Here is a 23,343-nt window from a genome sequence, read left to right as displayed (position 1 = left end):
CTTTTATTAAGGTATACAAATTTTTAAAACCACTGCTATATGCTATATTTAACACAAGGAAGTTCGAAAGGATGTTTATATGGTTAAAAGTGTAGTATTAGCAGAAAAACCTTCTGTAGCACGCGATATTGCGAATGTGCTGAAGTGCTATAAAAAAGGTAATGGATTCTTAGAGGGAGACAAATATATTGTCACATGGGCATTAGGACATTTAGTAACACTGGCAGATCCAGAAAGCTATGACGAGAAATATAAGAAATGGGATTTAGCTGATTTACCGATGCTACCTGAACGTCTGAAACTAACAACAATCAAGCAGACAAGCAAGCAATTCAATGCGGTAAAATCACAGCTTACCCGCAATGATGTCAATGAAATCATCATTGCGACAGACGCCGGCCGTGAAGGCGAACTAGTTGCTCGTTGGATTATTGAGCGTGCAAAAGTAAATAAGCCGATTAAACGTTTATGGATTTCATCGGTAACAGATAAAGCAATCAAAGAAGGTTTTGCAAATTTAAAACCGGGCAAAGCGTACGAAGACTTGTATCATGCAGCTGTAGCACGTAGCGAAGCTGACTGGTTTTTAGGGCTGAACTCAAGTCGTGCGCTCTCTACCAAATACAATGCACAGCTGAACACTGGGCGAGTTCAGACTCCAGTAGTAGCAATGGTTGCAGCACGTGAAGATGAAATTAAAAACTTTAAAGCACAGACATATTATGGTATTGAAGCACAAACAAGAGAATTAAAATTAACTTGGCAAGATACAAATTGCAATTCACGTAGCTTCGCAAAGGATAAAATTGATGCGATTATAAATAAATTAGATAAGCAAGATGCTAAAGTAATCGATATTGAAAGTAAATCCAAGAAAGCATTCTCTCCAGGCTTATATGATTTAACCGAGTTACAACGTGATGCTAACAAAATGTTCGGCTATTCAGCAAAAGAAACATTAAACATCATGCAAAAGCTGTATGAATCACATAAAGTATTAACCTATCCACGTACGGATTCACGTTATTTATCCTCAGATATCGTTAGCACGCTTCCAGAACGCTTAAAAGCATGTGCTATTGGCGAATATCGTTCATTGGCTAACAAAGTATTATCTAAGCCTATTAAAGCTTCTAAAGCGTTTGTAGACGATTCTAAAGTATCGGATCACCATGCAATTATTCCAACAGAGGAATATGTGAATTTCGTGAACTTTAACGATAAAGAACGTAAAATTTATGACTTAGTTGTAAAACGTTTCTTAGCGGTATTATTCCCAGCTCATGAATATGAGCAATTAACCGTACAAGCTCAAATCGGTACTGAAAAATTTATCGCTCGTGGTAAAACAGTTGTTACAGCTGGTTGGAAGGAAGTTTATTCAAATCGATTTGATGATGAAGAATCCAATGAAGATGTAAAAGAGCAGCTATTACCTCGTCTTGAAAAAGGTCATGTATTAAAGGTCAATTTACTAGCGCAAACATTTGGTCAAACAAAGGCTCCAGCACGCTTTACAGAGGCTTCTATACTCTCTGCAATGGAAAACCCTTCTAAGTATATGAGTACACAAAACAAGCAGCTTGCAGAAACTTTAAAAACGACTGGTGGATTAGGTACAGTAGCGACACGTGCAGATATTATTGAAAAGCTATTTAATTCATTCTTAATTGAGAAGCGTGGTAAGGACATTCATATCACTTCTAAAGGACGTCAGCTGCTTGATTTAGTACCGAATGAATTAAAATCACCTGAAACAACGGCACAGTGGGAACAAAAGCTTGAGCAAATTGCTAAAGGGAAGCTGAAAAAAGATGTTTTCATTGATGAAATGAAGCAGCATACCAAAGCAATCGTTGCTGATATTAAAAATAGTGATAAAAAGTTCAAGCACGATAATATTTCCACGAAGTCCTGCCCGGATTGCGGAAAGCCGATGCTCGAAGTAAACGGGAAAAAAGGCAAAATGCTCGTTTGTCAAGACCGTGAATGCGGTCACCGTAAAAATGTATCACGCGTGACGAATGCCCGCTGCCCGCAATGTAAGAAAAAGCTGGAGCTGCATGGACAAGGCGATGGCCAAATTTTCGTATGTAAATGCGGTTACCGTGAAAAATTATCTGTATTCGAAGCACGCCGTAAAAAAGAAGGCGGCGGTAAAGTGGATAAGCGTAGTGTTCAAAAGTATTTGAAGGAGCAAGAGAAAGATGCAGAGCCACTTAATAACGCATTTGCAGATTTATTAAAGGGCCTTAAATTAGAAGATTAGATTTTTATAGGTTAACAAAATAAATCACCTTAAACGCTAATTAAACTGCGTATAAGGTGATTTATTAATTTCAATGAATTTTTTTAGAAATACTAGCGTTACTTTTTCTATCTCTAAATACTTATGAAATGCGTTATTAATCATATACCTCTCATTACCTGTACGCTCAGTAAATTTTAGAGCGAGTTTGTTGATTATTGCTTTATTTCTTCTTTCACTATAAAATTCAAATTCATTTTCTCTTATTTCTTTTCCTAAGAAAGTAAGTTCACATAGGATTTCGATAATATAATTATGAGTATTTGTGTTTATTTGACTTAAACATTTTTCTAGTTCTGATTTAGATAAAATTGATTTTTCACCAGCAAAATCATATAGTAGTGACTCAAAATTCTCTATTCTACCTCCATTTTCAGGGAGTAAAGATTGTAAAGCATACTGTGAATAAAGGTATTCTGCTTTAAGAAAATCATCCTCTTCTACTTTAATATGCCCTCTGTTAATTGATTCCTGTATTGCTGCTTTAAATAAAAATACAATATCACGAGGTCTAGGTAAAATTAACTTTTCTACGTATTCTTTTAGAGTAATACCATTGATTGTTTTACAAAAATATTGATTCCATAATTCTTCTGGGCTCGAAATAGATTTACTACTGTATTCTATTCTATTTTCTATAACTCTAAATAATTGTGAGGTATCACTCCAAGATATATGTTTTTCAACAAAATTACATAAAATATAATTAAAGGATACAAATAATTAATCAAAATTTTAAGTTGGTTTTAATAAATAAGTTTGATGATTTATACCCAGATATTCCTCAAACGTGCCCTATAATGAAACAAGCGCTAATTCTTGTTACAGAAGGTAATGCACCCCAAAAGTTAGAGTGAAAAACTAACCTTTGGGGTGATTTTTTGAATGTAAGTACCGTGGCTGAAGCCACGTTTAAAGTATTTAAAACAGAATTTGTTAATCAAACCCTCTTTACCTCTTTTAAACAGCTCGCTCTTGAACTTTGGGATTATATAGACTGGTTCAACAACCTACGACTTCACGAAACATTAGGCTATTTAACACCTATGGAATTTAATCACAGCCTAATCAATCCACCATAGCCTTTTAACTGAAATATCTAATTTTTTTGGGTCACTTCAGTTCAGTCGCTTTTTTATTTGGCATAGAATCCTCTCTTTGTTGAAATCGTTGCATTTTAGTGATTATTGAAACACACCATCTCGAACAATTTTTGTATTCACTTTGACGTTTACTTTCATTTGCGGATACATCTCATGCCATTTCTCTAAATCAATATTTGCTTTCCTAACTTGAGCTTTATAGCGTTCACCAAACTGGAAAATATCAGAATTAATTTCTTGGCTATATCTAATAATTCGATTTATTTCACTTTCCATTTTACTATTTATTCCTTTTTCGAGGTTTTCGGTTGATTCTATACCCTCTATACTTAACTCTGAAGGAACTTCTAACAATCGACTTTCAAGATTGATTGTTAAATCAAATTCGGGTACAGTTTTATCAACTAATTTGTTTTTCCGCTTCGATTTAATAGAATCAACAACAATTTTTATTTCTTCAGAAGAATTATCAGATGCTAATTCAAAAGTTTTAGTGGGTAATGCCAATTCAAGTGAGCCATCTTGTATATTATTACGAATCATTTTAATATAGATAATATCTTCTACAGGAAGACTTCCAATCATTTTATCTTCATTAAAGAAAGCAATACCTGAGATTTCAACATATTCTCCTTGCTTTTTTAACATTGGTAGAGAATAATCACCTAATTTGGAAAGGTTTTCACGATTTATTTCATGAAGGGTTGATGATAGAAGATGGTTTTGTTCAATATTGTGCTTTATTAATTGAAAAATATGTTGACCAATGTCTGTGATATTCTTATAGTTATCCTCAATTAATGAGTTTGAATTCCCTTCAACTACAGCCAAGTAGATGCCATTACTTATTTCAGGATTCATTTTTAAAGAGTGAATGTTATCAGCTACACCAGCTTTCGCTAACTCCTCACCGAATAATACAACTCGTAATTGTCCAGAGCCAATTTTTTTTGACGTTTTTTGTTCAATTTTTATAAGAGCTCCTCTACTCGTTACTTCTGTTGCAGATTGTATTTCTACATTACTTTCTAAGTCGGGATTGATTTGTCGGATAGCAGTTGTAGTAGTAATCCGGTCATCTTCTGCTAAATCATAACCAAGTAAGATTGTTAAACTAGTTCTTTCGAGTATTTTTTGATTTGTACAACCAAGTAATATCATGCTAATTGTTATCATTAAAAATAGTAATTTAAGGGAATTCATTTTTTCTCACCTGTCGTTTTTTGATTTTACTTTTAAAAAAAGCAATTAAATATACGAATAATGGGAATACAAACACTGAGTAAAATGAAATTTGCCCAACTAAATTAGTAAAGACCTCCAATTGAGTTTGTGTTTCGATTATTAAGGATCCTATAAAAACAAACATTCCAAATCCTAGAATAAATTTCTTTTCGTTTATCTTAATGATTCGTTTAAAACCACGATAGGCTGACCAAGCAAAAATACAGAGATTTGGTAAGATAACAATTAACCAAAAACAAACAGTAAAGATTTCAATTCTTTCAAAAAAAGGGAACCGAATAATGCTAAACAAAGACAATGTAGCCCATACTACTCTCTCAAGTTGTTCACCACTAAAGAAAGTTAAGGAAATTAGCATAACGAAAAGATAAATTAACATTGTGTACAGTAAACCTAAATGTACATACAATTTCGCTTTCTTCTTTTCTTTGATGAAAGGGTAAAGCACATTTATTACTTCAAAACCTACAATAGTTAAAGTCATGAAGTAAGCTCCTTTAAGTAGAGAAATTACATCATTATCAAAGATAGGAAAAAGGTAATTTATATTAGCGAATTCTAATGGAAATAATAGTACACCAATCATCCATTGTGGAAAAAAGAAACATAAAAAACAAAGACCAATTATTACTCGGAAGCCACCGGTAAAAGCATATATCACAAGTGAAAGTACTGTAACAACGACAAAAGATGGATTTATGTCAGGGAATACCCAAGTAACAATGACTTCAGTGAAATTCTCAATTATAGCGGTAAATAATAATAAGTAATAAACAACAAAAATTATATTAATGAAATTACCTAAATATTTACCGAACAAATCTAAATGTATTCCATACATATCATCTGACTCATATATCTCCAATGTTTTAAAGATAACAATCACTAAAAGGTGGGCTGCAAGATAACTAATTATGATAGAGATCCAGGAATCTTGTTTCGCATCTTCATAGATTAAACTTTGGAATCCATAGACTCCGATACCAATTTGGACTTTACTAATAATAAAAAAGAGCAGCGAAGCGTTAAACTTTTGAGTTGAATCAACTTGTAACATATTGTTCATTCTTTCACCTTCTCGTTGCCTTCCAATGTCATGCTGACATTTTGAATGTTTGTATTAATCACCCTTGCATTTGGTGACTTTCGAATCACGAATTTAATGGGTAAGCGAATAATACTATCCCCCCAGTTCTTAAATCGTGGTGGGTAAAATGGTGACATATAAGGTGCACCTAAGCTAGTTTGACGCAATAAATGAATTAGGAGAAAACAAAAAGCAAAAATAATTCCATAATATCCCCAGAAACCAGCTAAAATTATGATAGGAAATCGAAGTACTCTAATAACATTCCCCATCATATAATTCGGTGTAGTAAAAGAAGAGAGTGCACACAAAGCGATAATGATAATAAGAATATTACTCGTTATACCTGCTTGCACTGCAGCTGTACCAAGTACAATCCCCCCAACTATCCCGATGGTTTGGCCAATTTTAGTAGGTAATCTTGCCCCTGCTTCACGAAGTAATTCAATAATTAATTCTAAAAAAAGAGCTTCCAGTATTGGTGGAAATGGCACAATTGCTCGTGATTCACTGAGTGGAACTAAAAGTGGTTGCGGAATCACTTCATAATGGAATGTTAGAGAAGCTACATACATAGGTGTAAAAAAGATAGAAATAAAAAGAGCCGCAAATCTTAATAATCTAATAAATGTGGCAACTGGCCATCGTAAATTCTTATCTTCTCTACTATGGAAAAACTCAATAAATGAAATAGGACAAAGAATACCCATTGAACTGCCATCCACAAGAATGCCTACTTTCCCACTTAATAAACCATCACAAAAGCGATCAGGGCGTTCTGTTAATAACATTTGTGGGAAAATAGATATGGAACTATCATCAATTAGCTCTGCAAGCATTGCACTGTCAAGTAGGTCTTCAATGTCCAAATTCTGTATTCTTTGGCGTACAGTATTAACATTTTGTTCAGTCGCAATACCGTCAATAAATAGCAGCGTAAGATTGGTATTTGTCTGTTTCCCAACCATTAATTTTTCATTACAAAGATTTGGGTTCATAATATATCGTCGAATAAGAGATATATTTGTTGAGATACTTTCATTAAAACCTACTTGTGAACCAATTACTTGAGATTCGTTTTCAGGTGCAGATAAACTGCGAGATTCAATTTTAGGTATTTCAGCTAATACAGTAAGGGGATAACCCTCAATATGAATAAGAACAGCACCAAACAACATGGTTTTAACAGAATTATCGAGTTGATCTGATATACTGACTTGTGAAAGAGGTAAGGATTTTTGAATATTAACCGGAGTTTCTTCGGTACTGTTCTGCAATTTTGGAAGAATTTTTTCATTCAAAACATCTTCTTTAATTAAATTTTCGAGAAATACAACTGTGATAGTTTCAGTGACATAATGAATTACTAAATCAGCTGGTGTATGGAGTTTCTTAGTAATTGATTTAACAAGTTCTTCAGTAGAAGATGCAATAGTATTATCTGAATCTTTTTCAATAGTTAAGCTACTAGATTTTTCTTCCGATACAATATCATTTTTCGTTTGATCATTTATATCTAATTGATTCGATGTTATTCCACCACCCCTCTCATTAGAATTTATTGTTTTCGATGATATATCTTTTCTTTTTCTAAAAAATATAAGAATCCTCTCCATTTCATAGTCTTCAATTTGTATCACATTATATTAATAAATTAACTGCTTTCTTTTTATTTAGAAGATATTAGTGAATAACTATAAACTCTATCCGAGTCTTCAGTAGATTTATATTTATGATGTCCGGAATTTATAAATTTTAATCAAATGGAATGGATAACTTTTTAAAATAGCAGTTGATTTCAAAGAATTAGAAGTTATATAGATTTCATTTCGTTCCAACCTATATAAGTAAGGGTTTAATCTTAGGGGGAAAAATATATTGAAAGAGATATTAATATTCTTGTTAAGAAATAGGGAGTCCAAACTTCTGTTTCCAAGATAATTAGCCATTTTTTAATTGTACCTGGAATAGGTAAATTAAAATGTACAGCAGTCTCTATAGAAGACAACCTATTCTTGCTCATATAATTGAGTATAAATAGTTTATCTTCGATAGAATAACGTGTATAGCTCTTTTTTAATGATTCTGGTCCATGAAGATGGTATTTTCCAATCCAGAAATGTACCAGTTCAGTATTAGTGAAACTGAGTGATCTAACAATTGAAGTAATCTTTTCATCACCTTTTTCAACACGAAGAAACTCATCCCATTTTTGTTAAAAAGTAATTCTTACCATATAAAAAAGCACCTCCAAATGTTAGATTTGTGTCTAACATTTGGGGTGCAGTTCACTTCAAGCCTGGGAACGTTTTTTGGAATTTAAAGATCAGTTGAATGTTTAAAAAAATGCTCTTCCTAATATTTTTTGCGTTAACCAAAATAGAATTGCACAAATGATGCCTAATATAATCATTTGAGATATATTATCTCTAATAATGGATATCCCTCGAAAAGCTATAAAACAAAATAGAATGCCAACTAAGCACCCACTAAAAATATAACTAACAAAATTATAAAATTTGTTTTTGATTTTAAAGTCTAAAATTAAAGAAACACTTGCACCAACAACTAATAATGAGAGAACATATAGGCTATAACCAAATAGGCTAATAAAAAATTCATCATAGTTGGGTAGATTATGTAAAAAGTAAATATAATTAAATGCTAAAGCGACTGAAATTATTAATGAAGTAACAAGTGTTGTAAATATTTTTAGTTCAATAAATTTCATTCCAATCAACCCCTTATAGTTTACATCTTAAACTATTCTTTAATAAAACCGAAAACCCTCTCTAATATTAACTTTTAGAAATCAAAATTGAAATACATTCCTATACAAGATAACGTTCTCAAACGCAAGTTTGGGGACACATTAAAAATGCACGAACGTTGTTAAATGATATGCTCCCCATTAGGTAGACAGATTAAAAAATAAAATCTGTTTATCAAATGGGGAGTTTTTTCATGTCAAAAAAATCGTTTTCACCAGATATAAAATTATTAGCACTTCAATATTTAGAAGAAGGCTATACACTCCAAAAAGTATGTACAATGTTTTCAGTCAATATGAGAACCCTACAAGTTTGGCGCGCTATTTATAAATATGGTGGAGTAGAAGCGCTCATACGTCCTGTAAAAAATAAGATATATTCAGAAGAATTGAAACAACGTGCTATTAAAGATTATTTATCAGGAAACTACTCCCAGTTCGATATCCTAGCTAAATATGGGATTAGTAGTTTATCAGTTTTCAATACTTGGTTAAAATTCTATACTAGTCATAGTAATTTAAATGATACGGGTAAAGGAATGATCCAAACTATGACTAAAGGGAGAAAAACAACAGTAGAAGAACGTATTGAAATTGTAAAAGCCTGCCTAGCGTACGACAAAAATTATCAAGAAACAGCAGCACAATATGAGGTATCCTACCAACAAGTCTACCTATGGGTACGTAAATTTGAACAAAATGGTGAAGAAGCACTTCAAGATCAACGAGGTCGCACAAAACCAGTACAAGAAAGAACACCAGAGGATGAATTACGCTTAAAAATTCAAGAGATGGAACGTGAAAATCAAAGATTACGTGCAGAAAATTTACTTTTAAAAAAGTTAGAGGAAATCGAAAGGAGGCGTCGTTAAGTAGAATTCGTATTCAAAACCGTTATATAGCAATACAAGAGCTAGCTAAAAATGAAAAAATATCAATCGTTTTATTATGTAAAATCGCCAAGGTATCCCGAGCAGCTTACTACAAATGGTTAAATCGTCAACCAACTGCGCAGGAACTGGAAAACAAACAGCTGGTGAAGTCTATCCAACATTTATATACACAAGTAGATGGCATATACGGCTATCGTCGCATTACGATGACGATTAACCGCAAACGCAAAACCGAAGGTTTAAAGAAAGTGAATAAGAAACGAATTTATCGCCTGATGCAAATTTGCGGTTTGGAGGCGGTTATTCGACGTCGCCGGAAAAAGTACCCTAAAGTAAAGCCGGATTACTTGGCTGAAAATGTATTAGCACGTGAATTCACTGCAGAAAAACCGAATCAGAAGTGGTGTACAGACGTCACAGAGTTTAAATATGGTAGTGGGAAAAAGGCTTATTTAAGTGCGATTATTGACCTCTATGATAAGTCCATTGTGAGTTACGTATTGGGACATTCGAATAATAATGACCTAGTTTTTAAGACAGTAAGACCCGCTATACGAACATTAAAAGAGAAGGAATTCCCTCTTTTACATAGCGATCGTGGTTATCAATATACATCGAAAGAATTTAAGCAGATCATGGATCAATCAGAAATGATTCACAGTATGTCTAGAGTAGGCCGTTGCATCGATAACGGTCCGATTGAAGCATTTTGGGGAACCTTAAAAGTAGAGAAGTATTATTTATATAAGTTCGAGTCGTTTGAAGCATTAAAGCAGGCCATTGATACGTACATCAAGTTCTATAACAATGAACGTTACCAAGAAACATTAAACGGCTTGAGCCCTCTAGAATACAGAGCTCAAGCCGCGTAAGTCATTTTTAATATTTCCGCTGTCTACTTGACAGGGAGCAGTTCAAAATCAACGTTTCGTGCATTTTTTTATGGACATTGGTTATGCAGCATTTTATACAGATGATGCAAACAGTTGATGGAACGGTGTTTATACTTGCTGGGCTTGGTCTTTAATTTGCATAAGAACTTGTATAGCAAATTTCTTATCGTTATAAATCTGCATCTTTTCTACCACTAACCCAGAAGAATGTTATTCAACAATATGGCCCTTAAAGCACTTTTCTTATTCAAGAAAAGCGCCCTATTATGGAATAACTAAATTGAATCAATACGTTCACATAGTTAAGTACAAGAAAATTCCCAAACGTCGATTCGGGAATGTTTATCAAATTGTTTACTAGTTTCTTTTGAATATATACACTGATAATAATTATAATTCTACTTTTAAAGTGATGAGGTCCGTGATGTGATAAAACTTAAAAAAGCTCTTTGGATAATAGGTTTCTTATTTATGTTGTTATATGGTGTCTATGTTGCTGGGTACTCAACATCCCCTTTTTTTAAATATGCCCTACTTATAGGAGTGTTCTTTTGGTTAGTAGAATTACTGATTCAGCTAATAGAATATTTAGTTCCTCTTTTTAAGAAGATTCAAATGAAAAAATGATACAAGACCACCTTCCTTATTCTAGAAAAGCGCCCGATTGCTGAAGATTAACTACCATCGAATAGTACCCCGTTGCTTTCGGCTATCAAATAGTAATTGAATAAGGCTTTCATAATAAGGAATAAACTCTCCATTTTTTATCATAGTCAAAATTTCTTTCTTGCTTGCCCATTTCACATTTTGTACTTCCTCATACTGTAAAGTAAGGGTATGTAACTGTACATTTTCTTCTATTAAATATATATCATCAAAGCCATTCTCAAAATTAATGGTTAAATGAGGACGTACTTGCTGAAGATCTAATTGCAAACCTATCTCTTCATACAATTCTCTTTGTGCTGCAATTTGACTTGTATCCCCAGCTATCGCGCTCCCTCCTACAGTAAGGTCCCACATATTCGGCCACCCCTCTTTGAAGGGCTGCCTTTGTTGAATGAGCATTTCCCCATTTGAATTAAAAATACATATATGAATAACTAAATGTAAATCACCAGGTTGAAGCTTTTCTCCACGAACCCAGGTACGATTTGTTATTTTACGATTTATATCATACACATCCCATAATTCCATACTGTACCTCCATTTATCAGTTGTTAGTAATTTTAGAAAAATTCCACCTAATTTAAAGTAAAGCTCAATCTCCTCACTTGCCATGAAATTCATATCTTAATTTTCCATTTATGTACGATTTGTAAAATCATTCAACTTAATTCATATGCACCATACATTTTAACATAAATATCCATTTAATTTTAAGGATGATCAACAATCTGGCCCTATAAATGAATAAAGCACTTTTCTTATTTTAGAAAAGCGCCCGATTGTGGAATAAGGGGTCGTCATATTCATGTGGTATACTAAATACGATTTTGAGTACGGGACTAGACTGCAATTATGTTACCAAACGTCGCTTTGGGGACATTTTTCTTTTTAAGGATTATATTTTGAGTTTGTTTATGAATTTTTTTGCAAAGAAAAAAACTATTATAGTGAGTATGAAAGGAATAATTATTTGAGATACCCAATAATTATCTATAAATCTAAGTGCAAATTGAGTTAAATCAAATACTAAGGCAATACCAGCAATGATTAACATCATCCAAAACACATTTATGTTCTTACTTATTATTGCTAAAATAATCCCGATTACTGTAATACCTACGCTAAATGGTATCAAAAGTATTTCCTCATTTCTTTAGTTTACATATTTATATAATGAGAAGTATTATAACAGACAACTATTATTACAAAAACTATAATTATTCATAACAATTTAAAATAACGTTCCCAAATGATACTTTGGTGACTTTATGAGCAAAGGCGTGATAAAGGTTGAGTAATAAAAAAAGTTCTAAACTTGAAAAGTGGCGCAAAAATTATGCTGCATTAGCTGTTGCAATAGGTTGTTTATATAGTGTTGTTGTAAGTTGGGGAGATAATTGGTTTATGTCTGCATTGTTATCATTAGGGGTAATAATTTGTGGGACAATTGGCCTTTTTGATTTAAAACGTATTTTAAAAAAGGATATTTAAAATTTGCTCAATTAACCCGTACTTTATTGCAACAATGATTTATAAAGCATACAACTTCATACAAAATAACGTTCCCAAATCAAAGTTGAACTGCACCCCATTTGTTAGACACATCTAACAAGGAGGTGCGGTTTTTTCTATGGCTAAAATGAATCCAGAAGATAAATTAGCAGCGGTTCAACGATATGTAAATGGAAAAGAAAGTTCAAGGAAAGTAGCGGCAGATATAGGGGTATCCCATCGTTACCTATTAACCTGGGTGAAACAATATGAACATAACGGTGTAGAGGCCTTTGTAAAACGATATACAAATTACACGAAGCAGTTTAAACTAAACGTACTTAACTACATGACTGAACACGGTACGTCCTTATACGAAACCGCTGCTATTTTTAAAATAGCGGCTGCTTCAACGATACGAAATTGGAAAAAACAATTCGAAGCACAAGGAAAGGATGCCCTTCAGCCAAAGAAAAAGGGGCGTCTATCCATGAAAAAAGAAACGGCTAAACAATCTAAGAAAACACCAGTAGAAGGCTCTACTCAAGCACTTCAAGCTCGCATTAAACAGCTTGAAATGGAAAACGAGTATTTAAAAAAGTTGAATGCCTTAGTTCAAGCCAAAGAAAAATCACCACGAAAGACAAAGTAAAAGTCATTTGTGAATTAAGGCATAAATATTCAGTGAAAGCACTTGTGGCATTCGCAGAAATTAAACGCAGTACGTACTATGATATAGTGAAGAAGATGAATCAACCCGATCCGAACGCTGAGTTAAAGGTCGAAATTCAAGCGATTTACGATGAACATGAAGGCCGTTATGGTTATCGTCGTATTCGTGATGAGTTAGCGAATCGTGGGCAAAAAGTGAATCATAAGAAGGTTCAACGCATCATGAAAGAGCTAGGTTTAAAGTGCTTAGTACGCATGAAAAAATATAAATCGTATAAAGGCACAGTCGGTAAAATTACGCCAAATATTTTAGCTCGTAATTTTACCGCAGAGGCTCCAAATGAAAAATGGGTAACCGATATTACAGAGTTTAAATTATTCGGAGAAAAGCTTTATTTATCGCCTGTTTTAGATCTATTTAATGGTGAAATTATTACGTATACGATTGGCTCAAGACCCACGTATTCATTGGTTTCTGACATGTTAGAAAAGGCGTTAGAACGCTTAACAGAAGACCACCAGCTATTAATGCATTCGGATCAAGGCTGGCATTATCAAATGAAACAATATCGCCACAGTCTTGAAAAAAGAGGCGTTGCGCAAAGTATGTCCCGTAAAGGTAACTGTTACGATAACTCCGTGATGGAGAATTTCTTTGGCATCATGAAATCTGAATTCCTCTATTTAAAGGAATTTGAAAATATCGAGCAATTCAAAAGAGAACTAGAAAAATATATCAACTACTACAATACAAAACGGATTAAGGCAAAATTAAAAGGCATGAGCCCGATACAATATCGAACTCATGCCCAAATGGTTGCCTGAAATTACCGTGTCTAACTTTTAGGGGTCACTTCATCTTAGGGAATGTTTGAATGAGAGTAAATATTTTAGAATAATAAAAAAGGGGGCATTGTATGAACAAACGTGGAACAGGTGTTGCTTTTATTGCTATCGCAGCATTTTTATTGTCAGCAAAATATATAAGTGCAGCCATCTTTGGTTCAGGTCTAGTTAGTTACAACAAAGAATTATTTAACGCAATGTTGGAATATATCGGCTATCCTTTAAGCGTATGTAGTGTTATTGCGTTATTGATAGGTTTAGCGTACATAATTTGGGGAGAATATGAAGAATTCACCATAAAAAAACGATAAATCAATATTCATTTCCATACAAATAAACGTTCCCAAATCAAAGTTTGGGCATACACCAAAATGCGGGAAACGTGATTTAATAACGTTTCTCGCTTTTCATATGGAACATTATTTATATGTGATTTATGCAAGTCAATGAAACGTTACTAAAGCAGCTTTTATAATTGCTGGGCATGATCTTTAATTTGCATAAAAATTTGTATAGCCATTCTTTTATCGGTATAAATCTGAATCTTCTCTTACACTTCCCCAATAAAAACGTTGCTCCACAATATGGCCCTATAATTGAATAAAGCACTTTTCTATTCACGAAAAGCGCCCGATTCTTGAATAACGCCCAGCTTCTATTAGCAGATTTGTTAAATATCAGAAGAGTTTTTATTTGCCTGTTTAATAATAGAAAATTAAATACAAATACTATTCTTTATAATTAGGTTGAATATAGCCAAATTTAATTCCTTTAGTCACAGCTTCTAATGATGATGATACATTCAACTTGTCAAATATATGTTGAATATGATTTGAAACTGTACGTTCGCTAGCAAAAACAATGGAAGCAATATCTTTGCGCTTATACCCATTAGCTAGTAATTGTAAAATTTGTTTTTCACTATCAGTCAATTCTTCTACAAATTCCGAGGACTCTGGAAAATAGGAAGTACCATTATTAATATCTATTAATATTTCCAATAATTTATCTGGCATAATATTTTTATTAATAAAGCCACTTACCCCAATCTTTTTTGCTTCATGTCGATAAACGGGGAGATCATAACCTGTCAACATTACTATTTTAGTTTTACATCCTCTATTAATAATGTTTTTAGCTAGCTCTAAACCATCTTCATTGCTTATATTGCTTAAATTGATATCGATTAAAGTAATGTCCGGCTTGACGTTTTCTATTACTGACATAACATGATTGATATCTTGTATTATAGAAAATTGATTTATTTGTTCATAATCCTCAAAAGCAATCTTTAAACTCTTTGCAAATAAAACATGATCATCGATTAATAAAATATTGATAGGAATCATCTCCTTTCATGAAAATTTGAATACAGACAGATAAACCATTAGGTTCGTTATCCAAAATAGTCATTTTACCATTTAATAAGAATAATTGTTCATTGATAGAGTTAAGTCCTTTATGATGAGTAGATCCAACTTTTCCATATACCTTTTCCTTTAATCCTGTTCCATCATCCGATACTATTAGTTCAACTTTTTCCTTGTCCTGTTTCAATGTTACCGTTATCTTTGAGCATTGAGAATGCTTTATTGCGTTTGTAACCAGTTCTTTTAAAATCCGATAAACAACAAGATGATACGGATCAACTAAAAATAAACCATTCATGCAGTTGAAAATTATTTCTATTTCTCCTTTGCCATAATTCTGTTCTAATGTTTTCAAAAGATAACCATAATTTTCTTTTAAGGTGAGTGATTTTAATAAAGTTGGATGGAATTCTTGCATTTGATCTCGTATTGATAGATTAAGGTTATCTAACGTTTCAAAAATGATTGTTCGAACTTCTTCTTTGTCAGATTTATTAATCATGTTTTTTATGGATAATATATCTTGTAAAATTTCATCGTGTAAATAATTGGATACATTACTTTTTAGTTCCTCCTCTTTCCTCACTTGCATCAAATTATGAGAAAAATTATCACGGGCTACTTTGTAATTATCTTTTTCCAAAATAGTGCTTTGCAGTTCTTTATACATTAATGTAAAACGAAGTAATACAAACAAAAGAATCATTTGAATGACGATAAAATGACTTATTATATTAAATTGAAATAACAATCCAAGTAAGAAAATACTGATAAGTGCTAAAAAGCACATCACATAGACATTTGTTTTCTTAAATGGAATATATGCCTCCACACTCCCAGTGTTTTTAAAAGCAATTGAATGAACACTAAATAAAGGGAAAATAATCATCACATACCACCCAAAATTACTTAGGTATTCTGGTTTGTCAGCAAATATCATTACGTATCCAACAAATGAGACAAAAATAATGAGACCTGTTTTAAGAAAATGCTTTTTCTCACTAATTAAAACAAAGGAAATTCGTTTGCGATGCTTTATAAATAGAAAAGTAATACAGCCAAAGCTTAAAACCCACTGAAGGAAAAATAGTACCGCAAATAACCTTTCGTTTATAAATATTGATATTAACGTCAACAGGCATATGAACGTTAAAGTCCAGCCTATTCTCTGTTTATATGTATAGGCAGTATCCTGAAAAAAGAAGATGAACAAAAATTGAACCGATTTATACAGGATTACAACGCTAAGTAATGTACTTAATGTATAAAAAGTACTACTTTCATCTAAAGAAAATAAAAATTGCCATGCTACTAAAATTAATAAGTTTGTAAATCTAGATAGTGTGATATTCCCTTTAATATTTTTGTAGCTTATGTACGCCGCATCTATAATAATTAAGGATATAATAATTAATGGTATTAAATTTTCCATTCCAGCAAAGTTGATCATTGTATACTGATAACATAAATATAAGATAACCAGAATTTGATTCAGTAAAATAAAAAGTTGCTTTCTCTCATAGGATTTTTTCATATTCTTATTACCTCTGTTCACTTTCTAAAATCATTATACAATCTATTTTTAAGAAAAGCTGATAGACATCCACTGTCCATCAGCTTTTTTGAAAATCTAATTTGTAAAAATAATTTTATAACAAGCTCTTTTTGTTACCACATAATAAATAATATAAACAATTGTAAAAATAACTACAGCTACCAATACAGGAAGTATAAAGGCGCTGTTTCTTCCTAGCAGATCATCCATTAGAGCCGACTTGTAGGCTATTATAGCAAAGGTACTATGTGTTACACCTAAAACATATGGGATGCCAAACAAAGCCAAAATTTGTTTGTTAATTATTTTCTTCATCATTTTATTGTTATAACCCATTCGATTTAATATCATAAAGTCGTCTTTATCCGCCATTATACTAGAAATATTATGGAAGTAGAGTATACTCCCCGTTGCAACAAAAAAGATAATGGTAACAAAGGAAATAAGTAAAAATGTAGAACTATTCGCTTGGGTAATGACTTCATTTCTTTGATAACTACTTGAAAAATAAGGGTCATCTTTAAACAGTGGTTCTAGATTTTCATAAACTTCTTTGTTATCTCTCATATTTTGTCCATCAATACTCATTATCGTTTTTTCAGGAAGATCTAATGTCTTTATTTCTTGATAAAGAGTATCTGAGATAATTAATGTTGCAATGCTATTCGCAAACCCAATTGGATTTATTAGGGTTGTCTCTTTGACCATTACTTCTACTTTATCACTAGCTGACAAATTTAAATTATAGACATTCCCTTTATCGGGATCACCTTCCTCTGGCCGATACTTTACTAAAATTGCCTCATCATCTTTCAACTTTTCAATTTTTGCAGCTTTGTTTTGAAGCTCTATAAGCTCCCTATAATCTGATTCGGAAATCAAATCAAAGCCCGATGCTTCCTTAACGTTATATTCAAAAGGTAAGTTGGCTGAAGAGGATATTACTTGTATAATCGTTGTTTCACTATATTTCATATCTTCAACATTATTCGTCCCCTTCACTATCTCAAGTGCTTTACTCGCCATAACTTTATCTTCTACCGGAAATTCTATAGCTGATGGGATAATCCGTTCCGTGGCTGCTACCGGATAATAAACAGAAAGTACAGTTGAAGCGAAAAGAGAGAGTGTACCGGCAGCTAATAATGTTAATAAGATTAAAGTCTTTGCCTTTGACCGTATTTTATATTTGAAATTTGGCAGGACGATAATATTCATTTCCTTATAAAGCCAATTTTTTCTTTGCTCTAATTTATGGATTAAGAAAGGTAAAAACGAATGTATAAAAAAAATGGTTCCTATTACTACTGTTGACATAGTCAGAAGTGCCATTGGTGAAAATCCAATCGTTTTCCATAATGATTTTACACCTCTAGTAATGTCAAACGCTAATATGTACCCAAGAATCATGAATAACAACCCTACAATGGATAGGCTCAACCTGACTTTAATTTTCTTTTCTTCACGTTTCTCCATGCGAACCAAATTTAAGACAGAGCTTTTTCGAAGGACAATCCAATTTGAAAAAAACAATACAATCAAAACAGCAAATACAAAAGTTAAAGTAAAAAGAATCGCGCCATAGTTAAATAACGGAATCGCTGATGTTTCAATTTGCAATTTTAATACCCTAATAATGACCTCAATAATACCTTTGTGAAGAAGGGCACCCAATATTACCCCTGTAAGCAACGATAATAAACAAATTACAACATTTTCAATGGTTAACAACTTTAACATACTTGATTTTCTATATCCTAAAAGAGAATAGATTCCAAGTTCCTTCGTTCGTCGTTTCAAAAAGAAAGAGTTTGAATAGGACATGTAAAATAATACGAAGGCCATAACAAAAACGGCAACTGTTTTTGACATGGTTTCCACCCTACCATCGGATGATATTTTCTCCATAATAATATCGTTCATGGCAAAAGAGATGAAGGAGAAAAATACCATTAATACAAAGGCAACCGAAATAAAGTAAAGAGAATAAAAAGAAAAGTTCTTTTTTAAATTCTTATATGCTATTTTTAATAAACCCAAGGATATCAACTCCTATTCGTTGGAAACTTCAATGCTTGTGACTTCTGTTAAAATATCTTCAAGGAATTCTTTTCTAGTACGATTATTTCTTCTTATTTCCTTAATAATATTTCCATCCCTAAACATGAGAATTCTACTTGAAAAACTAGCGGTATAGGCATCGTGAGTCACCATTAAGATAGTAGTTTGAAGTTCCTCATTCACCTCTCTTAACTTGTTTAACAAGGCTGTTGCAGATTTTGAATCTAATGCACCCGTTGGTTCATCTGCAAATAGAAGTGAAGGTTTTTTTATAATAGCCCTTGCTGCAGCTACTCTTTGTTTTTGTCCACCAGATAGTTGATTAGGGTACTTAGATAGCTGTTCTTTTATTCCGAAACGCTCTGCTAGACTATTTATAGACACTTCAATTTCTTGTGGAGATTTTTTCAACAATGTAAGTGGAACTGAGATATTTTCCTTTACAGTTAAACTATCTAATAAATAATACTCTTGAAAAATAAAGCCTAAATTACTTTTCCTAAAATCAGCAGCCTTTTTTTCATTTAGTTTATTGATGTTTACCCCATTGATTACAATATTTCCACTAGTAGGCCTATCAATAGTCGATAAAATGTTTAGTAATGTTGTTTTTCCCGAACCTGAAACTCCCATAATTCCAATAAATTCACCTGATTCAATATCAAGGGATACTTTATTAAGTCCTGCTACCTGATTTTTGTTATAAACCTTTACTACATCTCTTGCCGTTAATATCGCTTTCACTTTCATTGCCCCTTTCAAGTTATTTACACGATTAGTTTAAAACTTATACTTGAAGGGAGCATGAGTAAAAAACGCAATGTTTCAACTAAAGCCGTATTCCTTAGTAACAATCTATTATTTAACAGACGCTTCCTAATTAATCGATATCACTTTAATGTTATTTTTACATTAAACTGTAAAAACCCAGCTATCTTCATATGTTGAGAAGATAAACTGGGTTTCTTATTTACATGCAAGCATTTTTAATCTATTTCAAATCAGCCAGCTTAAAAAATTTTTTATTCAACAATCTGGCCCGATTGTGGAATAAGAAAATACATAACAACAAACATTTTTTATCAATTCAAGAATTTATAAATTACTTTTTTTAAAATCAGCAACTCTGAAAAATTAAAGGTATTATTCAATTTTTGGGGGTATTTTTGATTTTTTGCCCAAAATAAAATGGGCGAAATTCATACAACCTAGATAAAATCTAGATTAACAAATTTTGCCCATACTCTTGACAGTATACAACTGTCCACGACCTGTATTAAGCTGTGCATTGAACTTCGTCGATAATGCACGACTTGCGTTCAGCCCGATATACCAGTCGGCTTCACTTCGGGCAACCGCTGCATAATACAGGTTTTCATATGCTTTACCCGGCTTTAAATTCGCAAAGCCTTCTTTAATTGCTTTATCGGTAACAGATGATATCCATAATCGTTTAACCGGTTTATTTACTTTTGCACGTTCAATAATCCAGCCTGGAACTAGTTCCCCTTCGCGACCTGCATCTGTTGCAATGATAATTTAATTGACATCATTACGTGTAAGCTGTGATTTCACTGCATTGTACTGTTTGCTTGTTTGCTTGATTGTTGTTAATTTCAGACGTTCCTGCAGTATTGGTAAATCGGCTAAATCCCAATTCTTATATTTCTCGTCGTAGCTTTCCGGATCTGCCAGTGTTGATAAATGTCCTAACGCCCATGTGACGATATATTTGTCTCCTTCTAAAAATCCATTACCTTTTTTATGACACTTCAGCACATTCGCAATATCGCGTGCTACTGAAGGTTTCTCTGCTAATACTAAGCTTTTAACCATTGTAAACAATCCTTTCGTAATTCTTTGAACCAACTATACCATACATCAATAGTACCTAGATGTATTTGAATTACGACCCGTTTTTGGAATACATATTAAGATGTTAAAAAAATTGTTATAAGAATATAATATGATGTTTAGGTTTTTGAAAGCTCGGGTATATTAGTATTAAGAAACAAAATTATTCAAATAAAACTTAAAAATTGTTTGCGGTTAGTTGTAGTGAATATGTTTTTTAATAAAAGGTAAAAAAATTATTCCCATACATAAATTTTTACTTATTATTCCGTTAATTTACTTAGTAAAGTACTATTAACTCGATATATTCACCTCATACTTTCCCTTCATTTGTACGAAAAATCAAAATTTTCCTCTTCATTTCGAATATTTTTAGTAGACATTTGGATAATGTTGTTATACAATAAACTTAATTAAATTGCTTAAGCTGTTTACGATCAATTCACATATTAAAAAAGTGAACGTGTACGCTCCCTTTTTTAATGTGTGAATTTTTTATACATTTAGCAATTCAATTAATTAATTTTTTGGAGGTTTTCTCTCATGCAACAAGGTACAGTAAAATGGTTTAACTCAGAAAAAGGTTTCGGTTTCATCGAAGTTGAAGGCGGTAACGATGTATTCGTACACTTCTCAGCTATCCAAGGCGAAGGTTTCAAAACTTTAGACGAAGGTCAAAAAGTTGAATTCGACGTTGAAGAAGGCAACCGTGGCCCACAAGCTACTAACGTAACAAAACTTTAATTCTAACGAATTAAGTTCACATAGTTAGTTGCAAGAAGCATACTCTATCGGGTATGCTTCTTTTTATAGTTTCATAATAATCAAAAAAACAGCTGTGCCTAAGTTTAACTTTCGGCACAGCTTTTTCTATTTCCAAGCCTATTCATCTTTCGTACGTTTCATAAATAATATAATCGAAATGATAACAGCTACTATCGTCCAAATCGTAATGATGATAAATGCACTGATTAACTCCGAAAAGTTCGCCCCTGCTTGTGAAAGTTCCGCTATTCGCAGTAACTGTGTGCTCGGCAACCATTCAACCAATTTCACGAGTACATTACTTTCACCTAAAGTAATTGCTAATGGTCCAAAAGTAAAGATCACCATAACCGGTAACACTGCTAACGAAGCTTCCATAATCGATTTTGTAAATAAACCGCAAATCGTTCCTAATGCTAAGTAAAAAACAGCTGAAATTGCCAATGCAATTGAAATTGTAATAATGTCATTCGGTGTGTATCCGACTAAGTAAGAAGAGACCGCCAAAATAACAGCTGTTGTTAAAAATACGAGTAAGCTTTTTCCTAATAGAATATCAACTGTTGAAGCTGGGGACATCATGAGAACACGTAACGTATTTCTCTCTTTCTCTTCAGCGATCAGACATGCCTGAATATATGCAGTTACCATTGAAAACGTCATATTGATAGGGAAAAAGTACATATCCATTGAAGTTGAACCAATACGACCGTAAAATATCGCCAATATTATAGGCATAAGGATAACGGATGATACCGCATAATTACGTGAAAACTCCTTATAATCTTTCACAAAAATAGCTTGAATTCGCTTCATTGACATGTTCATTTTAAATCACTCCCTGTTAATTGTACGAAAATATCCCCTAATGTGGGTTCGTTGGAATACATACGCGATACTCGTGCCGCTTTCATCCATTCCATTACTTTCAGTGCCCCCTGCTCACCATTATGGACAACATGCTCTTCCCCATTTTCAAGTTCGACCGTAAAAGACTGGTCACTATATTTTTTCTTCAGTGCAGCAGGTGAATCAATTTCCCGAATTTCCCCTTTGTGCAAAAATGCTATTCGGTCACATAACAGCTCAGCCTCCGCCATATTATGCGTTGTTAAAAAGATGGTCGTTCCTAAATCATTTAGTTGGCGCAACCCGTTATAAATATGTTGGGCATTTACCGGATCCAAGGCGGAAGTAGGTTCATCCAAAAAGAGCAGAGGCGGCTTGTGCATAATCGTACGTGCTAAAATAACACGCTGCATCATCCCTTTTGACAGCTGGTTAACCTTCTTTTTTCGGTCCTTCTGCAAGTTAACAAACGCAAGTGCTTCTTCTATCGTACGTTCAGGGAGGTTATATAAACGACAGTACAGCAATAGGTTTTCTTCAATAGAAAGTCGTTGATATAACCCACTGTTATCTGTCAAAATACCAAACTTCTTTTTCTGTTGGACACTATTCATTTCACTTGCTGGTTTTTCAAAAACAAACGCTTGCCCGTTCGTCTGTGTGAGTTGTGCTGTTAAAATTTTTATTGTCGTCGTTTTTCCTGACCCGCTTGGACCGAGGAAACCGAAAATCTCTCCATTTTTAATGGAAAAGGACACATTCTTTAATGCTTCTTCTTTCCCAAACTTCATTTGCAAATTTTGAACTTCAATAATGTTTGTCATCATTTGTTCCTCCCTAATTTCGGTGTTACCTTTAATTTAATGAAAGGTGGGGATGACGGCATTATTTCGACGGTGAATTGTCGCAAAT

20 protein-coding genes and 1 pseudogene are annotated in these 23,343 nt (G+C 32.9%); 7 read left to right on the top strand and 14 right to left on the bottom strand.

All coding sequences use genetic code 11. The features are described 5' to 3' along the window. The first annotated feature begins 79 nt into the window (after positions 1-79). Positions 80-2,269, top strand: coding sequence for a DNA topoisomerase III (locus AC0VXV_RS02495; protein ID WP_475530196.1), 2,190 nt, complete (start codon positions 80-82; stop codon positions 2,267-2,269). 36 nt (positions 2,270-2,305) lie between these two features. On the opposite strand, the gene AC0VXV_RS02490 is transcribed toward AC0VXV_RS02495, so the two are convergent. Beyond that, positions 2,306-2,983, bottom strand: coding sequence for a P-loop ATPase, Sll1717 family (locus tag AC0VXV_RS02490; RefSeq protein ID WP_475531389.1), 678 nt, complete (start codon positions 2,981-2,983; stop codon positions 2,306-2,308). 221 nt (positions 2,984-3,204) lie between these two features. Here AC0VXV_RS02490 and AC0VXV_RS02485 point away from each other — a divergent pair, with 221 nt between their 5' ends. Further along, complete coding sequence (locus tag AC0VXV_RS02485) at positions 3,205-3,390, top strand: IS3 family transposase (RefSeq protein ID WP_475531388.1); 186 nt, start codon at positions 3,205-3,207, stop codon at positions 3,388-3,390. Between the two features lie 102 nt (positions 3,391-3,492). Here AC0VXV_RS02485 and AC0VXV_RS02480 read toward each other — a convergent pair whose 3' ends face one another. The 4 genes from AC0VXV_RS02480 to AC0VXV_RS02465 all read right to left on the bottom strand — a co-directional run bounded on the left by AC0VXV_RS02480 (position 3,493) and on the right by AC0VXV_RS02465 (position 8,474). Then, a complete protein-coding gene (locus AC0VXV_RS02480) occupies positions 3,493-4,614 on the bottom strand; it encodes a Ger(x)C family spore germination protein (RefSeq protein WP_475530195.1) in 1,122 nt (373 codons plus the stop codon). Next, positions 4,601-5,722 carry a GerAB/ArcD/ProY family transporter gene (locus AC0VXV_RS02475; RefSeq protein WP_475530194.1) on the bottom strand — a complete coding sequence of 374 codons (1,122 nt, stop codon included), beginning with the start codon at positions 5,720-5,722 and terminating at the stop codon, positions 4,601-4,603. Before AC0VXV_RS02475 ends, AC0VXV_RS02480 begins: the two co-directional genes overlap by 14 nt. Then, positions 5,719-7,359 (bottom strand): spore germination protein, encoded by a 1,641-nt coding sequence (locus AC0VXV_RS02470; protein ID WP_475530193.1) that lies wholly within the window; start codon positions 7,357-7,359, stop codon positions 5,719-5,721. Before AC0VXV_RS02470 ends, AC0VXV_RS02475 begins: the two co-directional genes overlap by 4 nt. Before the next feature lie 722 nt (positions 7,360-8,081). Then, positions 8,082-8,474: a hypothetical protein gene (locus AC0VXV_RS02465; protein WP_475530192.1), complete on the bottom strand. Its 393-nt coding sequence runs from the start codon at positions 8,472-8,474 to the stop codon at positions 8,082-8,084. A 233-nt stretch (positions 8,475-8,707) separates the two neighbouring features. Here AC0VXV_RS02465 and AC0VXV_RS02460 point away from each other — a divergent pair. Then, positions 8,708-10,278, top strand: a protein-coding gene (locus AC0VXV_RS02460) for an IS3 family transposase (protein ID WP_475528134.1) whose coding sequence is annotated in 2 segments (ribosomal slippage) — positions 8,708-9,344 and positions 9,344-10,278 — 1,572 coding nt in all. Because the reading frame shifts where the segments join, the coding sequence is not laid out codon by codon here. Between the two features lie 699 nt (positions 10,279-10,977). Here AC0VXV_RS02460 and AC0VXV_RS02455 read toward each other — a convergent pair. Both AC0VXV_RS02455 and AC0VXV_RS02450 read right to left on the bottom strand, forming a co-directional pair. Then, entirely contained in the window at positions 10,978-11,496 is a 519-nt protein-coding gene (locus tag AC0VXV_RS02455) for an NUDIX hydrolase (protein ID WP_475531387.1), read from the bottom strand. Positions 11,497-11,863: 367 nt separating this feature from the next. Then, complete coding sequence (locus AC0VXV_RS02450; protein WP_475530191.1) at positions 11,864-12,103, bottom strand: hypothetical protein; 240 nt, start codon at positions 12,101-12,103, stop codon at positions 11,864-11,866. Between the two features lie 155 nt (positions 12,104-12,258). Here AC0VXV_RS02450 and AC0VXV_RS02445 point away from each other — a divergent pair, with 155 nt between their 5' ends. The 3 genes from AC0VXV_RS02445 to AC0VXV_RS02435 all read left to right on the top strand — a co-directional run bounded on the left by AC0VXV_RS02445 (position 12,259) and on the right by AC0VXV_RS02435 (position 14,288). Next, a complete protein-coding gene (locus AC0VXV_RS02445; RefSeq protein WP_475530190.1) occupies positions 12,259-12,459 on the top strand; it encodes a hypothetical protein in 201 nt (66 codons plus the stop codon). A 139-nt stretch (positions 12,460-12,598) separates the two neighbouring features. Continuing rightward, positions 12,599-13,956 (top strand): IS3 family transposase gene (locus AC0VXV_RS02440; RefSeq protein ID WP_475530189.1). Its coding sequence is split into 2 segments (ribosomal slippage): positions 12,599-13,052 and positions 13,052-13,956, totalling 1,359 coding nucleotides; the frame shifts between segments, so codons are not numbered across the junction. A 92-nt stretch (positions 13,957-14,048) separates the two neighbouring features. Continuing rightward, entirely contained in the window at positions 14,049-14,288 is a 240-nt protein-coding gene (locus AC0VXV_RS02435) for a hypothetical protein (RefSeq protein ID WP_475530188.1), read from the top strand. A gap of 417 nt (positions 14,289-14,705) precedes the next feature. Here AC0VXV_RS02435 and AC0VXV_RS02430 read toward each other — a convergent pair whose 3' ends face one another. The 5 genes and pseudogenes from AC0VXV_RS02430 to AC0VXV_RS02410 form a co-directional block, all read right to left on the bottom strand. Next, complete coding sequence (locus AC0VXV_RS02430; RefSeq protein WP_475530187.1) at positions 14,706-15,326, bottom strand: response regulator; 621 nt, start codon at positions 15,324-15,326, stop codon at positions 14,706-14,708. Further along, complete coding sequence (locus AC0VXV_RS02425; RefSeq protein WP_475530186.1) at positions 15,295-16,881, bottom strand: ATP-binding protein; 1,587 nt, start codon at positions 16,879-16,881, stop codon at positions 15,295-15,297. Before AC0VXV_RS02425 ends, AC0VXV_RS02430 begins: the two co-directional genes overlap by 32 nt. A 96-nt stretch (positions 16,882-16,977) precedes the next feature. Continuing rightward, a complete protein-coding gene (locus tag AC0VXV_RS02420) occupies positions 16,978-18,942 on the bottom strand; it encodes an FtsX-like permease family protein (RefSeq protein WP_475530185.1) in 1,965 nt (654 codons plus the stop codon). Between the two features lie 12 nt (positions 18,943-18,954). Beyond that, positions 18,955-19,707, bottom strand: coding sequence for an ABC transporter ATP-binding protein (locus tag AC0VXV_RS02415; protein WP_475530184.1), 753 nt, complete (start codon positions 19,705-19,707; stop codon positions 18,955-18,957). 504 nt (positions 19,708-20,211) lie between these two features. Beyond that, positions 20,212-20,799: pseudogene (locus AC0VXV_RS02410) on the bottom strand (toprim domain-containing protein); the annotation flags it as partial. A 561-nt stretch (positions 20,800-21,360) separates the two neighbouring features. On the opposite strand from AC0VXV_RS02410, the gene AC0VXV_RS02405 reads away from it, so the two are divergent. Continuing rightward, entirely contained in the window at positions 21,361-21,561 is a 201-nt protein-coding gene (locus tag AC0VXV_RS02405) for a cold-shock protein (RefSeq protein WP_008404655.1), read from the top strand. Between the two features lie 138 nt (positions 21,562-21,699). On the opposite strand, the gene AC0VXV_RS02400 is transcribed toward AC0VXV_RS02405, so the two are convergent. Both AC0VXV_RS02400 and AC0VXV_RS02395 read right to left on the bottom strand, forming a co-directional pair. Beyond that, the gene (locus tag AC0VXV_RS02400; RefSeq protein WP_475530183.1) at positions 21,700-22,410 is read right to left on the bottom strand and encodes an ABC transporter permease; all 711 of its coding nucleotides are present in this window, start codon (positions 22,408-22,410) and stop codon (positions 21,700-21,702) included. Next, positions 22,407-23,255 carry an ABC transporter ATP-binding protein gene (locus AC0VXV_RS02395; RefSeq protein ID WP_475531386.1) on the bottom strand — a complete coding sequence of 283 codons (849 nt, stop codon included), beginning with the start codon at positions 23,253-23,255 and terminating at the stop codon, positions 22,407-22,409. The genes AC0VXV_RS02400 and AC0VXV_RS02395 overlap by 4 nt, the downstream gene beginning before the upstream one ends. Positions 23,256-23,343 lie beyond the last annotated feature (88 nt).

It is taken from the genome of Solibacillus sp. iso_87 (genome assembly GCF_056173085.1).
Note: the sequence above shows the minus strand (reverse complement) of the source record. Positions and strands in the feature narration are given on the sequence as shown.

Excerpts from the sequence above, each read along its gene's own strand:
- AC0VXV_RS02495 (WP_475530196.1), top strand. The coding sequence starts at position 80 with ATGGTTAAAAGTGTAGTATTAGCAGAAAAACCTTCTGTAGCACGCGAT.
- AC0VXV_RS02480 (WP_475530195.1), bottom strand. The coding sequence starts at position 4,614 with ATGAATTCCCTTAAATTACTATTTTTAATGATAACAATTAGCATGATA.
- AC0VXV_RS02475 (WP_475530194.1), bottom strand. The coding sequence starts at position 5,722 with ATGAACAATATGTTACAAGTTGATTCAACTCAAAAGTTTAACGCTTCG.
- AC0VXV_RS02470 (WP_475530193.1), bottom strand. The coding sequence starts at position 7,359 with ATGGAGAGGATTCTTATATTTTTTAGAAAAAGAAAAGATATATCATCG.
- AC0VXV_RS02465 (WP_475530192.1), bottom strand. The coding sequence starts at position 8,474 with ATGAAATTTATTGAACTAAAAATATTTACAACACTTGTTACTTCATTA.
- AC0VXV_RS02455 (WP_475531387.1), bottom strand. The coding sequence starts at position 11,496 with ATGGAATTATGGGATGTGTATGATATAAATCGTAAAATAACAAATCGT.
- AC0VXV_RS02435 (WP_475530188.1), top strand. The coding sequence starts at position 14,049 with ATGAACAAACGTGGAACAGGTGTTGCTTTTATTGCTATCGCAGCATTT.
- AC0VXV_RS02430 (WP_475530187.1), bottom strand. The coding sequence starts at position 15,326 with ATGATTCCTATCAATATTTTATTAATCGATGATCATGTTTTATTTGCA.
- AC0VXV_RS02425 (WP_475530186.1), bottom strand. The coding sequence starts at position 16,881 with ATGAAAAAATCCTATGAGAGAAAGCAACTTTTTATTTTACTGAATCAA.
- AC0VXV_RS02405 (WP_008404655.1), top strand. The coding sequence starts at position 21,361 with ATGCAACAAGGTACAGTAAAATGGTTTAACTCAGAAAAAGGTTTCGGT.
- AC0VXV_RS02400 (WP_475530183.1), bottom strand. The coding sequence starts at position 22,410 with ATGAACATGTCAATGAAGCGAATTCAAGCTATTTTTGTGAAAGATTAT.
- AC0VXV_RS02395 (WP_475531386.1), bottom strand. The coding sequence starts at position 23,255 with ATGACAAACATTATTGAAGTTCAAAATTTGCAAATGAAGTTTGGGAAA.